At 57.7% G+C, this 14,881-nt stretch carries 11 protein-coding genes and 1 pseudogene; 5 read left to right on the plus strand and 7 right to left on the minus strand.

Translation table 11 applies throughout. The features are described 5' to 3' along the window. From nodI to XH80_RS04890, 6 genes are read right to left on the minus strand one after another with little or no spacing between them, the layout of a single operon-like run. Positions 1 to 921 (minus strand): nodulation factor ABC transporter ATP-binding protein NodI, encoded by a 921-nt coding sequence (gene nodI, locus XH80_RS04865; protein WP_271597572.1) that lies wholly within the window; start codon positions 919 to 921, stop codon positions 1 to 3. A gap of 1 nt (position 922) precedes the next feature. Beyond that, positions 923 to 2,632 carry a nodulation protein NodU gene (gene nodU / locus XH80_RS04870; protein ID WP_271597573.1) on the minus strand — a complete coding sequence of 570 codons (1,710 nt, stop codon included), beginning with the start codon at positions 2,630 to 2,632 and terminating at the stop codon, positions 923 to 925. Between the two features lie 13 nt (positions 2,633 to 2,645). Continuing rightward, a complete protein-coding gene (gene nodS / locus XH80_RS04875) occupies positions 2,646 to 3,275 on the minus strand; it encodes a nodulation methyltransferase NodS (RefSeq protein WP_271597574.1) in 630 nt (209 codons plus the stop codon). 11 nt (positions 3,276 to 3,286) lie between these two features. Beyond that, entirely contained in the window at positions 3,287 to 4,660 is a 1,374-nt protein-coding gene (gene nodC / locus XH80_RS04880; RefSeq protein WP_271597575.1) for a chitooligosaccharide synthase NodC, read from the minus strand. Positions 4,661 to 4,675: 15 nt separating this feature from the next. Then, on the minus strand, positions 4,676 to 5,335 hold the full coding sequence (gene nodB, locus XH80_RS04885; protein ID WP_271597576.1) for a chitooligosaccharide deacetylase NodB: 660 nt from the start codon (positions 5,333 to 5,335) through the stop codon (positions 4,676 to 4,678). Further along, a complete protein-coding gene (locus tag XH80_RS04890; RefSeq protein ID WP_271597577.1) occupies positions 5,332 to 5,964 on the minus strand; it encodes a NodA family N-acyltransferase in 633 nt (210 codons plus the stop codon). Before XH80_RS04890 ends, nodB begins: the two co-directional genes overlap by 4 nt. A 789-nt stretch (positions 5,965 to 6,753) precedes the next feature. On the opposite strand from XH80_RS04890, the gene nodD1 reads away from it, so the two are divergent. From nodD1 to XH80_RS04915, 5 genes are all read left to right on the plus strand, one after another. Further along, positions 6,754 to 7,698, plus strand: coding sequence for a transcriptional regulator NodD1 (gene nodD1 / locus XH80_RS04895; protein WP_271597578.1), 945 nt, complete (start codon positions 6,754 to 6,756; stop codon positions 7,696 to 7,698). A gap of 630 nt (positions 7,699 to 8,328) precedes the next feature. Beyond that, positions 8,329 to 9,321 (plus strand): transcriptional regulator NodD2, encoded by a 993-nt coding sequence (gene nodD2 / locus XH80_RS04900; protein ID WP_271597579.1) that lies wholly within the window; start codon positions 8,329 to 8,331, stop codon positions 9,319 to 9,321. 903 nt (positions 9,322 to 10,224) lie between these two features. After that, on the plus strand, positions 10,225 to 10,938 hold the full coding sequence (locus XH80_RS04905; RefSeq protein WP_271597583.1) for a MerR family transcriptional regulator: 714 nt from the start codon (positions 10,225 to 10,227) through the stop codon (positions 10,936 to 10,938). Between the two features lie 314 nt (positions 10,939 to 11,252). After that, the gene (locus tag XH80_RS04910; RefSeq protein WP_271597580.1) at positions 11,253 to 12,194 is read left to right on the plus strand and encodes a branched-chain amino acid ABC transporter substrate-binding protein; all 942 of its coding nucleotides are present in this window, start codon (positions 11,253 to 11,255) and stop codon (positions 12,192 to 12,194) included. A gap of 1,659 nt (positions 12,195 to 13,853) precedes the next feature. Further along, positions 13,854 to 14,216, plus strand: a complete 363-nt coding sequence (locus XH80_RS04915) for a NolY (protein ID WP_271597581.1) — start codon at positions 13,854 to 13,856, stop codon at positions 14,214 to 14,216. Positions 14,217 to 14,337: 121 nt separating this feature from the next. On the opposite strand, the pseudogene XH80_RS04920 reads toward XH80_RS04915, so the two are convergent. Beyond that, positions 14,338 to 14,596, minus strand: a pseudogene (locus XH80_RS04920) (SDR family NAD(P)-dependent oxidoreductase); the annotation flags it as partial. Positions 14,597 to 14,881 lie beyond the last annotated feature (285 nt).

Genomic DNA, 14,881 nt, shown 5'->3' on the forward strand with positions numbered 1-14,881 from the left:
TCATTTCTCCATCTCGCGCCCGGTCAACCGCAAAAACACATCTTCGAGATTCGGGGGGCGCTGCAGAACGCGAAGGTCCGCTCGCCCGCGCAGGTGCACGCTGATTTCCTCCGGACATCGCACGTAACAAAAAAGCGTCTCTCCACTTACTTCGATATGCCGCGCATACGGCCTGATCAGCTCTCGGAGTTGATCTAGGTCACCGCCATAGATCTCGATCACGTTGCAGCCGATATGCTCGTCGATCAAGGCGTCTGGCTTGCCTTCGGCGATTTTGCATCCACTCTCAAGCACGCATAGCCGATCGCAAAGGCGTTCGGCCTCTTCCATGAAGTGAGTGGTCAAGAGGATCGTCTTGCCGAGCGCAAGAAGAGCCCGCAGGCGTTCCCAGATCAGGTGGCGAGCATGCGGATCGAGCCCCGTAGTAGGCTCGTCCATCACGAGTAGATGTGGATCATTGATCAGAGCGCGCGCCAGCGTCAGCCGCCGCTTCATACCACCGGACAAAAGGGAGACGCGCACGTCCGCCTTACTTTCAAGCCGCGCAAACTCAAGCAACGAGGGCACAACCGCTTCGATCTTGCGAGCGCTCATGCCGAAATAGCGGCCAAACACAAGCAGGTTCTCCCGCACGGTGAACTCGGGCTCAAGGTTATCGAACTGCGGCACCACGCCTACGCGCACACGCGCCGCACGAGCGCGGGAAGGCACAGGCTCATCGAGGACCGTAATCTTGCCTCGATCGGGGGAAATCATGCCGAGGAGCATGCGCGCAATCGTACTTTTGCCAGCTCCATTTGGCCCAAGCAGCCCGAAGCACTCTCCGCGCCCAACCGAGAACGACAGGTCATTGACGATAACCTTGTCCCCAAATGACTTTCTCACGCCGACAAGGTCGATCGCCATATTGGACATGTTCATCTTAGGCTGACAGAAGTCGTTCCGTGGGCGATGGCTTCTCGATGACCGTTTTGCTCCAGAGCATGCCCTCGCACCACACATGCTCGACGCGCCCCCATTGGCATGCCGCCGCAGCATCGGGAAAGAATCCCCGTCCATGGAGGTTGGCGCTCGTGTTGCAGAGCAGCGGAATGCCGGTGAGTTGCTCAAATTCGACGAGAAGCGCAGCAACTTTGTGAGGAGAGTTGCGGGAAATTGTCTGCAGCCGCGCCGAGCCGTCGAGATGTACCACTGCCGGGATCTTGTCGCGCCAATTCGCTCGGGTCTGGTGATCGAACAGCATGTAAGGATCTGGCGTGCCCGGGCTGAAGATCTCCGGCGCGCGATCTTCCAGACAGATCGGCGCCACCGGCCGGAAGTGCTCGCGCCGTTTGATGTCGTTGAGATGATCCTTCATTTCCGGGCACGTTGGGGCCGCAAGAATGCTTCTACCGCCCAACGCCCGCGGCCCAAGCTCGGCACGCCCGGAAAGAAAGATGACGGGCTTGTTGTCAGCAAGAATCGAGGCAAGTTCACCCAGGCTGCAAGGTGCGGCTTCCCAGTCTGGCGGAAGCTCGCTCTCCCGCAGGGCGGGGCCACCGTAAACTGACCATTCCAATGGCCTGAAGCCATCTTGCGCTGCCATAGCGCCGCACGCCGCGCCGATTGCCGAACCACTGTCATTTGGAAACGGCGGCACCCAGACATCATCGAATAATCCGGTCGCGCGAAGCGCGCTGTTCCATTTGATATTGAGACCGCAACCGCCGGCGATGCAGAGATTTCGCGCCCCCGGAAGCGACGAGTATCGTAACAGAACCATCGCGATTTCCTTGACGAGAAGACGTTCCAAGAACACATGAAACGACGCAAGGACGTCCTCCGCGCGCTTGGCCGTCAGCCTCAATGCACTTGCCTCGAAGAAATCGTGAATCGCTGCGAGGGACGATTCTGCATTGTTGATGTTTTCGCGGTAGCTGCGGGCCTGCTCCGTGTCAGCCGCTAAGCGCGTTTCATAAAGCTCTTGGAACACTTCCACGATGCTTTCGTCCACGGAGCCAAGCGCGATGTAAGCCATCAGCTTGCCAGCAATGCCCAAATCCCAACTGGAGCGGTTCGGCTGCCGGTATGGCCCGAAGTGAAGGCCCGCGGCGGCATAGGCATGGCCAATCATCGGAAACAGCGATCCGATGAGCCGCGCCCCCTCGGGTTCGACATAATAAAGGCGTGGAAAGATACAACCGTCCCATACCAGACAGAACGCGGGCTTCCCCGCACTGGCGAAGGGACTGGTGCTATATGCCGACGCGACGTGGCCCGTGACGTGCGGGTAGCTCTTATATGCAAACTCCTCGCCTCCGAGGATGAGGCCAAAGCCGTCGACGGAATCAAGGAGGCCCTCAGCATGGCGCTCGACATATGGCGCGCCTTTTAGCGCGACCGGCACCGCTCCGCTGAGGAGCTGGAACCGCGATTCATTCTCCCCGTCCCAGCCATCAATCACGAACTGATCGATGTCCCGCGGATCCAAGCCGTGCTCCGCCAAGGCGACTACCACTGCATCGAGATTGTCGACGGACTGATAGCGTGGACTGTTGCCGCGCTTCTCTTGCTCGACACAAAAAAGAAGCCGACCGTCCTCAACGACAGCGATTGCTCCATCATGCGTCAACTTTATTCCGCAAATGCGCATACGTCCTCCTGGCCTAATGACCACCGTTTGATTGCTCTGACGAGTCGCTCGGCTTCCGAAACCGAACGATCAAACAGTCTTCGTTCGACGACCCGGTGAAGCAGTGCCAACGTTCGACCTCCGACAAGCTCTCCTTGAAGAGAGCGATCACCGTTTCGGCACCAGCAGCATGCCCCCAGCGTCGACATATTTCATCACGCGCAGACCCGAAAATGAGAGTGCCACTTGGCGCAAGCATGCTCACCAGGTTGCGGATAGCCGCGTGCATCTCGACCACGTCCTTGAGGTAATAAAGAACCTCGGCCACGACAATCAAATCGAATTGCTCTGTGGCCAAGAACCGCTGAATGTCGCATGTGACCCAATTAATATGTGACCGCTTCCCGGTCCGCAGTCGCGCTCGCTCGATTGCCTGCGGCATGACATCCACGACCGTAAGTCGCCCGCATAGCGGCGCCAGCATCTCCGTGAATGCACCGGCTGCACATCCGACCTCGAGGGCAGACTCCACATCTCCATTGCAACGCGACATCCGGAGCATTTGCGCATATCGCTCCTGCTCGAACGCGCTAGTGTCGAGGCGCCATGGGTCGTCGACAGCTAACTCTCGCTCTAATAGCTGATGGTTTGCGTTCTGAGTCATGAGCCGACCGCTTATTTGTAGACAGTCGAACGATCGCGACCGGAAACACTGTCCGTCGCCGCCGGGCTCGATCGAGGCTGCGATAACGCCGCCTTACGAATAGGAACAGGCGCCCCCCCTCCACCAACCGCACTTCGTCCGGCATTAGAGTGCAGCGTGACACGCTGTTTCTCCTCCTCCGCCGGCACATCGGTGACTTTTCGCGATAGCCAATCGCTATTGCTCAATGTACAAAGCGCATAGGCCTTCAAAGGCAGTAAGAGAAAGATATTGATCGGTGTGTGGAGCGAGAAACCGATAAATCGCAGCTCGCGAGCACGAAGCGCTGCCACACTGCACCGCACCATAGTCATTACGGCAATCGTCAATCCCGTCCACCAGGGTATAGAGCCGTCGATCAGGAGCTGTGCGAGCGCAGCAAGTGATGAGATGGCGAGGAGCAATGGGCCGAGATTTTGCCCGACAACGTCTAGCGTCAAGTAACCGTCGAGCTCCGGCAGCAGGCGCATAGCAAGAAACGTATCTCGAAAGGTACTGCGCGCCCAGCGGAGTTGCTGTCGTAGATATGGCCGAAGACTGTGCGGGACGACTGTGGCTGCTATGGCGTCCGGAACGTATTCGGTTCGAAACCCCGCCTTGAGCATGAGTATCGTTAGGTGGCGGTCCTCGCCGAAGTCGCTCGGCTTGCCACGAAAGAATTGGGCTTCATATTGATCGAGAAGCAAGGAGAGTGCGGAACGCCGATACATGGCACATGGGCCGCAGCAACACATGACGGCACCAAAGCGCGCCTGTGCCGCGCGCTCTTCGTTGCACGCGAGCCAATATTCCATGTCGATCAGCCTGGTCAGCCAGGTCTGGTTGCGATTGCTTGCTATCAGCTGACCCATGGCCGCACCGATCCCCGGGTCATGCATCTTCAATACCAGCTTCGTGACGACGTCGTCCGCAAGTATCGTATCGGAATCGACGTTGAGAACCAGATCACCGGATGAGCTGCGGATTGCCGCGATCTGCGCCTTTCGCTTTCCCACGTTGTTTGCCAACAAGATGAAACTGAATCTCGGATCGCTCGCATATATTTGGTGAACAGGAGCGACAACGTCGCGGTTTGCCGATCCGTCATCGACTACATAGACCTGTATCTTTCCGGCGTAGTCTTGACTGGCAATCGACTCCAGACATTCGGCGAGTGTGTTTGGATCCTCGTTGAAGCACGGCACGATCACGTCCACATCAGGAAGGACCACCTCGGCTTGTCCAAGGTTGTCCAACGATGCGTTGATCGACGGCTGGGCATAAAGCGCTTGCACGCTCTTATAGATGGTCGAGAGGAGCGCATAAGATGAAACGGCGGCAGCACTGGTTGTCGCGAGCAGGTCCATGGGGTGTCGTTTTTTTCAGTGGAGTTGAGGGAGTGGACGGATTACAAACCCGCGCCGTTGTAGTGCGGGAATCAGATATGCCAGCGCCGTCTTGGTCTGATCGCGCAGCGTGGCAACACCGCACAGTCTCTCCTCATCGGGAGGATATCCGTCGTGCAGGAGCACAATCGCACCCGGGCGAACGTTCGCCAGCACCGAATTCACAATTGTATCAACCCCGGGGCGGGACCAATCTCTAGGGTCGACCGACCAGTGCAGAGCCGTGAGACCGGCGCTCGCCGCCATTGCAAGCGCCTCTTGCGTCCATATGCCGTAAGGCGCTCGCATATGCCTGGGCGAGGCCTGCGGACAGGCCAGGCGAATTGCCTCGTTCGCCGTCAGCACCTCGTCGTGTAGCTCCGCAGGACCGCATCTGGATAGATCAGGATGGGTCATCGTATGGTTCGCAACCTCATGCCCTTCCGCAATCATTTGTCGGATGAGTTCAGGATGCTCCGTCGCGTACGTCCCGATGACGAAGAATGTCGCCGGGACCCGATGTTGCGCCAGCACATCGAGCACCTCTGGGGTACAAAATGGATTTGGCCCATCGTCAAAGGTCAAATAAACAGCTCGACCTCCGCCCGCGTCAGCGTAGTCGCAGCGAACAATAGATAGGGTGGAACGCTCTGTCACAACTCAGGGCCGTTCCGATCGATGACGGTCCCGGCCGGCCATTCGCTTATCGAGCGTCCGACCGGAAACACCACGACGATCACGTCTTCGATGCGCGTCGGCGATAAATTTGGATAGACCTCCGGCAGGGTGGAGCGGACGCGAATGCTACGCATCAGGGTAGCGAGCCCCTGCCTTTCGACCAGTCGGGTCAAATGTTTTTCAAGCGCCGAGCGAACCGCGCCGAAGCCGAATGGAACGCCCAGCTCCTGCAGTGCGGGATACATCACGCGCATTGCGTGGCTTATCCCGTGTCCCTCGAGATCCGGGCGCACCGCATACAACCCCATTTCAGCCACAAGGAGATCGACTTCACCGACTTTGATGAAGCGGCGCAGTAGCCCGATGTGAGCCGCTACCCCGCGCGCGTCGTGGCCAATTACGCGGAGCTCGGGTCTTGCTCCAGCCCAACTTCGGCTCCCCTCAAACGGCTGCGCATTGAACGCCCCCGTCGGTCCGTAACTCTTGCGGAAGAACTCCGCGAGCTCGGCATGATCGGCGAGCTGCAGTTCACTTTCCCAACGAAGGCTCCACCGCACTTGGGCGCGCGCAGAAGGCACTTCCGCAGTCGGGGACACGGCAATGTTCATGGCAAGCTTCCTTGCGCCGGTGGAATTAGAGGGGGATGGTCACTTGACTTCGCTATTCGGCGAACCGCCGATTAATGCTGAGATGCGCCGCCATATTCTGTCGGAGTTCGGCATTGCTCGCCTGCTCCGCACCGCTGGCCTCTGCGCGACGGAGCGATCGTTTGATTGCACCCTCGTCCGGTTAATGCCGAGCGCGCGATAAATCGCAAGGTGCCGACGAGGCGGTTGGACTAGCGAGAACCTGTCTGCACCAACGAGCTTTTGCGCCTGCTGTCGCACTGCCCTCGGACGCATTGACGTCTGAAGGCTGGCCAGCGGCGCCCAAGCCTCATCGATGGCGCATCGGTGCGGCATCGGATCAAACTGGGTCTTATACATCTTAGACACACCCCGCATGCACTGGACAGGCGCGCCATTTGAACGGCGCCTGCAGTTCTTGGCATCCGCAACCTGCGTCTGCCGCTATTCCTCGACACTAGAATGAGGTTGAACGCGCGCTCAATTGTACGCGGGTAAACCTCAAATATGGAAACGGATGAAATCCGCATACCAACGTTTATCGGCACGCGCTTGGCGTTCGAACGGGCGAGCTTAAGAAGAAGCGACAACGCGCGCCGATGGCGCGCTCGCACGTCTGGGATCTCTTCTCTTAGCTCACGTGAACGACCGGAAACCATCGTGACGCGCCCAATTACTTTTGCAAACCTCAGTTTGCTATCCAACTTCCCGCCATCTGGTAAAATCGATTGTTTCGATGCAACGCATCCACGCGATGGATAGACTGACAACATGCGGTTCAAGGGACTTGATCTAAATCTTCTCGTTGCGCTCGACGCCGTGATGACGGAACGCAACCTCACAGCGGCGGCTCGTAAAATTAACCTGAGCCAGCCGGCCATGAGCGCTGCGATCGCACGGCTGCGCACCTACTTCCGCGATGAACTATTTACTATGAGAGGTCGCGAGCTCGTCCCGACGCCTGGCGCGGAGGCGCTTGCAGGCCCGGTTCGCGAGGCCCTGCTGCACATCCAACTCTCGATCATATCACGGGACGCGTTCGACCCGGCTCAGTCGAGCCGACGCTTCAGGATCATTCTATCAGATTTCATGACGATCGTTTTCTTCCGCAGAATTGTGGACCGCATGGCACAAGAAGCTCCCGCGGTGCGCTTCGAACTGCTGCCATTTTCCGATGAACCGGATGAGCTGCTGCGGCGGGGCGAGGTCGACTTTATCATTCTGCCGGAATTGTTCATGTCGAGCGCGCACCCTAAGGCGACGCTGTTCGACGAGACCCTTGTATGCGTGGGATGCCGCACGAACAAGCAGCTCTCCCGGCAGCTTACGTTCGAGAAATACATCTCGATGGGGCACGTCACTGCCAAGTTCGGACGGGCCCTAAGACCGAACCTCGAAGAATGGTTTTTGCTTGAGCACGGTCTGAGGAGACGAATCGAAGTCGTTGTGCAGGGCTTTAGCCTCATTCCGCCCATATTGTTAGACACGAGCCGCCTCGGCACGATGCCCTTACGACTGGCCAGACACTTCGAAAAGCGAATGCCACTGCGGATCATCGAACCGCCTCTCCCCCTCCCCACATTCACAGAGGCCGTGCAGTGGCCGTCGTTCCACAATACCGACCCGGCGAGCATCTGGATGCGGCGGATATTGCTCGAGGAGGCATCCAACATGACATCTGGGGAGCGCACGCCTCCGGCTCGCAGGCGCTGTTAGGCTTGCCGCAAGCTACGCCCTGAACATCCCAGGCACGCTATTGACCTTTCGACGTGCTCGGTCCCTCTCCTCGCTTCAGGGTCCTTTGGGGAGAAACTGCCACAGATCTCGTCAATGCGGCGATCGCTTGCGACTACTCCCCCGGTAGGTGGTGTGGGGACCTTGAACCTATGGTTTGATGCGCTTGCGCCGCATTCAGGCTATGTCAGCCACTGTCGCGACAGAACATGCCTATAGTACAAATGTTCAGCTTCGCCAATAAAATGGCTTGAATCGCACATTGCGTCAGGTTGTAGGTTCACGGTCGTGACTAACGCTGTACGACGCAGCATTTTATAGGGCGCCTTGGCGAGCTCACGGACTGCGGGTTGATCTGCCATTAGCGAACTGACCGGACTCAGCTGCGGTGTCGGACGGAAACCAGCAAGGCCAATCAGCTGGCGGGCCCTTGACGCTTACGCCGCTGCCGATTGGCTTACCGCTTGCTCTCGCCATTCTTGCGCTCATTTCGAGAGCTTCCTTTCGCGATGGCCGCATTGAGCGATGTCAACTCGGGCGAGCCAAGACGATTGCCCAGAGGCGGCAGACCGCCCGCTTTTTGGCGGGGACGTTTGTGCCGGATAGGAATAGATGCGTTTCAAAGGTCTGGATCTAAACCTTCTCGTCGCGCTGGATGCTTTAATAGCTGAGCGCAACCTCTCCTCAGCGGCACGCAAGATCAATCTCAGTCAGCCGGCCATGAGCGCGGCCGTTGCCCGGCTGCGCTCCTATTTCGGTGATGAGCTGTTTGGAATGAGGGGGCGCGAACTTGTCTTGAGCTCACGCGCGCAAGGGCTGGCGGCTCCTGTGCGCGAGGCTCTAATGCACATTGAACTCTCGATTATGGCGCGGGATGCGTTCGACCCAGCTCGATTGAACCGCCGATTCAAGATCGCCCTTTCTGATTTTATGACAGTTGTATTCTTCCGAAATGTCGTAGAACGCGTCACGCGAGAAGCCCCCACCGTCAGCTTCCAACTGGAGGCGCCGACCGATGAGCACGAGGAGCTCCTCCGCCGCGGCGAAGTCGATTTTGTTATCTTGCCAGATCTTTTCATGTCCAGCACGCACCCTAGAGCGGCCCTATTCGAGGAGAGACTCGTCTGCGTGGGCTGCTGCACCAACAGGGAATTATCACGCCGGCTTACATTCGATCGATATATGTCGATGGGTCACGTTGCCGTTAAGCACGGAGGTGCGCCCCAGACGCCAGTTGAGCAGTCAATTTTAATCGATCACGCCCCCACTCGGCGCACCGACATTCTCGTGCAGAGCTTCAGTATGATCCCGCCCCTCCTGGTTGGAACGAACCGCATAGGCACGATGCCGTTAGGGCTCGCGAGGCACTTCCAAAGAGCGATGCCCCTTCAGATCGTCGAGCTTCCACATCCATTCACCGCCTTCACGGAGGCGGTCCAATGGCCCGCACTTCACAACAGCGCCCCGGAAAGTCTTTGGATGAGGGACATATTGTTGCAGGAGGCCACTCGCATGGCAACTACACAAGAGCCCCCTGTCACCAGCATCTCGGAAGAAGCAGACACCGCGGGACATCTCGTACGATCTGTCTCCCCTTTGCCGTAAGCCTGTCAGCGACGTCTACGGTCCTCGCATTCCAACACTTGTCTCAACACGCAATTCAGCCTCGCCTGGCTTGCTCTCATTTGTCGGAGGATAGAGATCCTCGCGACCCACCGGCTCGTAGGACGTTATGTAGTTCCTCGCATCGTCGCCTTAGGCGCGGCGGCCGAGCGGCAAACTGACGAGCTGATTTTAGCGACGGGGACGGGGACGAACCAACGAGCTCGCGTTGAATCCCGTCGCCTCCGTTGGAGCCTCGGGTGCGGGCGCACCTGTCGCAAGAAGTAGGACAGGCACGCAGCTCTGGTTCTCCCAGTCAGTCGTTGCTTTCGATGAACGGAGACGATCAGCGCCTTCGAAGTCCGACCAACATTGGCAATTGACATAGAGATCGCCGGACCTGCAGCGCAGTCGAAGCAAGCATCGCACAGGCGTGTGGCGTCGAAGCATCACCAAGCTGCACATTACGCCTTCATCGCTCCGCGCCGCAGGTCTGACTTCTTTTGGCCCTACCGCAGCCAAACGTCTTTACGACGTGCGCTGCACTGGTCAATTTTAAACAAGGAGCTGAACATTGAAGCTTTGCAGCGGGGTGTTCGATCCAGAAGAGCTTTCTGCCCTCGGACGACTTTATGATTGCGCCGTCAACGCGCTTCCCCCATCGATGCGGAGTCCAGAAAATCGCACGGCAATCGCCAAACTCATCCTGGAGCGTACAGCGGCTGGCGAGACTCAACTGGCACGACTGACGAACTTGTTGAGCGCCCTTTCCCCTAAGGGTTGATCGGCCGCCATTCTAAGGATAGTCACCACTCGCGTGCCCGCGTGGAAGACGTTTCAGCTGGAGCTTAGAAAGCCGCTTGAATCATACGTGACGTCAGGTTGTAGGCTTTGAAATTGAAGAACATGAACAGAGCTACACCAAGAAGGCGTCGATGGCGCATTGGCGAACTTGCAGGGGCGACCGGAGTAACGGTACGCACGCTGCACCATTATGAGCACACTGGACTCCTAGCCGCGACAGAGCGCACTGACGGCGGTCACCGGATGTATGATCGCGAAAGCGTGCAACGGGTTCACCAGATTCGCGCGCTGCGAGAGCTTGGCTTCTCGCTAATCGAGATCCGTAAAGCGATGGAGGGCACGACCTCACTCACGGACCTGCTGCGCAAACATCTAAAACGCATAGAGCTTCAAGTCGCGCGAGCAACTCTATTGCGCGACCGTTTGCGCAACATGACCATCGACGGCGAGGCGCAGGTAAGTGTGCATGAGCTGCCTGCCACCCTGAATGCCATGTCGCGGGTCGAGACGCGTAGTCAGACGTCCCGATGCACCTGCAATTTAGCTCCGGAGCGCGAAGACCGCTGGCGGCGAATCCGCGATGACCTTCGCGATTGCATGGATCGGGGCGAGCCACCTTGCGGCGAGCGGGCAAAGGCTGTGGCAGTTGCAGCACGCTTGCTGATCAGCGAAATCGCCGGTGCCGATTCACGCGTTTCTATGATCCTGAAGGTACTTGCACGATTAAGCGCCCCCAGCAGTCTGGCTGGTTGGGATCCCTGCCTGATGCAATATCTCGATCTCGCCCTTGGCGGGTTGGAGGATCAGCCGTACTGACGTGTTCACGGCTGGTTCCACACGTCGTCCCGACCAACCTCTAGAAGCGCCAGGTCAACCGGCCGCTCTCTGTTGCGGCTGAGAGTCTTTGGGGAATGGAGCGGACAGATTCTCATCGCCTATCAATCCGCGTCCGTGACGGCTCCATCGCTCCTCCCAAAAGGGCTTGATCCGCACGTAACGTTAGATTGTAGACCCGCCCTCGTTGGAAGCTCACCGGGCCATCGCACGTCTGCTCGGCATCGCCTCGCTGCCGACGTGCAAAGCTTACAGCTAACTGTGGCTCACTTCAGGAGAGCATTGGAAGTTCTACAATGGTGAATAGGCGGAACGCCTCTGTTGCGAGTGTAGCGCTTCTCTTCTGCGCTCTCACCGGCCCGTCAGCCCACGGCATTGAAATAAAGATCGAAGTGGCTGACCCAACGACCGGAAATAGTGCCGCGTTCGGCGCCCAGATGCGCGATGGCGCGGCTGCGGCAGTCGAGGTCTTGAATGCTTCGGGCCTACTGCCCGATAACGCCAAGGTTATATTGGGTGTCGCTGACGACGGCTGCCACCCCAGGCAAGCTGTCGCAGTTGCGAATAAGCTCACGATAGAGCGGGTCCTGTTGGTGGTTGGCCATTCTTGTTCCTCTTGCTCGATCCCCGCCTCCGACACCTACGCCGAGGCAGGCATCGTTCAGGTCTCGCCAGGCTCGTCAACTCCTCAGCTGACAGAGCGCTGCCTTGAGACTGTCTTTCGGATTGGCGGCCGCGACGACAAACAGGGAACCGTCGCCGCCGAGTACATTCACATGAATTCTCCCAACGAGAATATCGCAGTGCTCGACAATAAGAGCACTGCTGGCAAGGAAATTGCCGACGTGGTGGAAGCCCGGCTTTATCGATTCGGACGACAAGTCACTCCGCAAAACTATGTTGCCGGTGAAAGGGACTTCAGAGCGTTGGTCTCAAGAGTGAAGAAGGACCGGGTTCGCGCCGCCTATATCGGCGGTTATCATACCGATATTGGATTGTTTCTACGCCAGGCATCAGAAGCAAAAGCAGACTTCATAGTCATGGCGAACGATCGGCTGATGACCTCCGAATTCTGGGCCATTACCGGCAGCGCTGGCTTTGACACACTGTTTATCTTCATGCCCGCCCCCGCCGAGAATGCCAACGGGGCCGGCGCGGTCGCCGGTCTTAAAGCTTCCAGCCGCGCCGCTGAAGGCCACGCGCTATACGCTTATACAGCTGTGCAAGCCTGGGCATAGGCGGTGAACCGTAGCGGCTCCTTCGACCCCGCGCGGGTTGCCAGCGCACTTCGTTCACGGCCGATCGATACCGTGGTTGGCTCGGTCCGGTTCGACAAAAAAGGAGACAACTCGGCTTCTGGATTTCTGGTTTACCGCTGGCGCAACGGCCCTGTTGAACGCGTCAAGAAATACTGATTTGCACGCAACGCCGCCTTCCCGACCGCAAAGTATACGCATGGTGAGACGTCCTGCGAACTTGAGGGCAGCGATACTCGCGAGCTCTTTTATACTTGCTGCTTTCGGAGCGTTTTTCGCCCTCGCTGCGGCGCTCGCAGAGCTACGCAGCGTTGGGCTTACGGAGGTGCTACATCCAATGATAGACAAATAGCACGCCGTTGTCTGATCCGGTCCGCAGCACAGGGCTCCGAAGCAGCTATTGACGGGTCTTCCGGTGACCTTTCCGCAGCCAAGTAATTGAAAGTTCACGACAAAGAAAGTGAATCAAGATATTTATGGTCAAGCACGGGCTGAGTCGGAAGCGTTCGCCGCTTCTGTCAGATTCGTGGCCGGACCAGCATCTACGCATTCTCTTGCGTCGATTATATCGCGCAAGCTCACATCCACGACTGGAAGAGAGAGCGGGACGGCATGAAGCAATCAGGACCCACAATCTAGGCTACAGTCGGTCACTGCGGATAGCCGAAGCTGGTGGATAGTCGACGCCGAGATGCATATCTCTCTCTTCGGCTTGGGATTACCTGGGGTTTTAGGTTCGGATTCAACGCTATTGGCCGCGCAACTTCGTGCTCGTCAATTTTGATCGGGCATCTCCAGATCAGCAGCGCTGCCCGGCATTGCTTATGCTCGCTAGACCCATACCGCAGGAAACACGAATTAACCGACTTCCGATGAAGGCACTCAGACTGCTCACGTGCGCTATCAACGAGCTGGATGCATCCCATCAACACTTTCTATTTTACTAATTCAACCCAATCACCGCATAAGTCGGTCGCCGGCTTACGGAAAGCAAAGTTCACGAATGTCGCGCGATAATGGATCTTTTTCAGCTTGGTCGCAGCATAACTCACGTCTGTCGTGGCTAAATCAAGCAATGTTTGACAGCGAGACACGCGGGGCACGAATGCGATGCGGTGACCGATCGCAGTTGGCGCGGACTCTATCACCTCGTCGCCACTGCATTTGGCACGATACTTGAAGACTCCAAGAAGTCAGCTCTCACGCACACTGTTCGGCGATGGTAAATGCGTCCGCAGCATAGAACTCAGGCAGGTGAGCTGCCCTTTGCAACGGTGCAGGTTGGACTTTTCGCTCTGACGAGGCCTGCAGTGTCAACAATCCAATGCCCCCGCGGCGGCCTCGAAGCAAAGCAGTACAATCAGCTGTTGGTCCCCCAAGGGCGTCGCTGCCATTGCCGGACGCGCTGGACAGCTCAACAATCCATTCAAATCCCACGCCGTCTACAACGCCTTTTGCTTTTCGCTCGACTCTCATTCCGCCTTTTCGGTCCTTTCGCAGCACATGTGTGCCCGCCTCTAGGGGACCGGGCGCAGCTCCTGTGCAACAATCATTCGTCCAGCTTAGCGTCGGGCGTCTGGCGAACGGCAAGCGATACCTCTACTCAGCGTGTCTTGCATTTCACCACTTTGGAGAAATACCGTGGAACTTGACCCTTCCAATTCGAGCATACAGAACCTCGAGGATCGTATCGACCTGCAACTCGAGATCGTGGCTGCCCTCATGCGCGAAGAAGACGACGAGCTCGAAGCGATCCGATTACTTAATGCGCTCATAGGCCAAATGATTACGGCGGAACTGGAGCTTGGCCAGCTTGGCGATAAGAGAACCGGCAACGGACGAATGCGACTGTCGCGAGACCGTGGCGTTTACCACCCCGAGGACCTTCAGGTTCTGGGACGCCTATTTGATCAGACTGTGGCGGCATTACCGGCCGCGCTGCGGACTTCCACCAATCGAATGACGATCGCCAAGCTTATTTTTTCACGTGCAGCAGCGGACTGAGACTTAATTTTTGTTTTTCCAAGGGGTTGACGGCGTTGACCGACTTTCAATTACCCATAACTTTGACCACTCGGGCCGATCCACTGATCGGCGAAAACTTGAATCGAAAGAATCACTTGTGATTCCTTTCTGAGCACCGCAGCTTGGCGAGGAGACGCTCAGTCATGATGAGTCCAGGCGCAACCGCATTGCAGCGGATCTGCGCATGACCGTACTGGGTGGCGAGCGAGGCCGACAGCACGTTCATAGCCGCCTTCGACGCAGCGTAGGATGTTAGCGGTGTCACCGCTGAGCCCCTGGCAGGACGACATGTTGACGATCGCGCCACCACCGCGGGCGATCGTCCGCGGGATCGCCTGCCGGCAGCAGAGCACGCGCCCCATTGCGCAAGATTTAGGTGAGTTTATCGTCGACGTTTCCTGGCTGAATCAGCTTGGTGATGTTATCTTTGGACACGGCATATCGCTCCTTCGGTGGAGAAGTGGAGTTGTCAAGCCCCCCATGATATGCCGCCTTTCCGATTTCCGCCGTCACCAACTTTCAGCGATAGCTCCCTGCTCGTCTTGGCAATTTTTGCCTGAGACCTATCACCGGCGGACGTGATCAGACCCGCAGGTTTTTTGCGCTGCTCTGGCCACGCTTGGGGTCGACTTTGACTTCGTAAA

The sequence above is a fragment of the Bradyrhizobium sp. CCBAU 45384 genome (assembly GCF_028128665.1).
Taxonomy (GTDB): domain Bacteria; phylum Pseudomonadota; class Alphaproteobacteria; order Rhizobiales; family Xanthobacteraceae; genus Bradyrhizobium; species Bradyrhizobium manausense.

Excerpts from the sequence above, each read along its gene's own strand:
- nodI (WP_271597572.1), bottom strand. The coding sequence starts at position 921 with ATGAACATGTCCAATATGGCGATCGACCTTGTCGGCGTGAGAAAGTCA.
- nodU (WP_271597573.1), bottom strand. The coding sequence starts at position 2,632 with ATGCGCATTTGCGGAATAAAGTTGACGCATGATGGAGCAATCGCTGTC.
- nodS (WP_271597574.1), bottom strand. The coding sequence starts at position 3,275 with ATGACTCAGAACGCAAACCATCAGCTATTAGAGCGAGAGTTAGCTGTC.
- nodC (WP_271597575.1), bottom strand. The coding sequence starts at position 4,660 with ATGGACCTGCTCGCGACAACCAGTGCTGCCGCCGTTTCATCTTATGCG.
- XH80_RS04890 (WP_271597577.1), bottom strand. The coding sequence starts at position 5,964 with ATGAACATTGCCGTGTCCCCGACTGCGGAAGTGCCTTCTGCGCGCGCC.
- nodD1 (WP_271597578.1), top strand. The coding sequence starts at position 6,754 with ATGCGGTTCAAGGGACTTGATCTAAATCTTCTCGTTGCGCTCGACGCC.
- nodD2 (WP_271597579.1), top strand. The coding sequence starts at position 8,329 with ATGCGTTTCAAAGGTCTGGATCTAAACCTTCTCGTCGCGCTGGATGCT.
- XH80_RS04905 (WP_271597583.1), top strand. The coding sequence starts at position 10,225 with ATGAACAGAGCTACACCAAGAAGGCGTCGATGGCGCATTGGCGAACTT.
- XH80_RS04910 (WP_271597580.1), top strand. The coding sequence starts at position 11,253 with ATGGTGAATAGGCGGAACGCCTCTGTTGCGAGTGTAGCGCTTCTCTTC.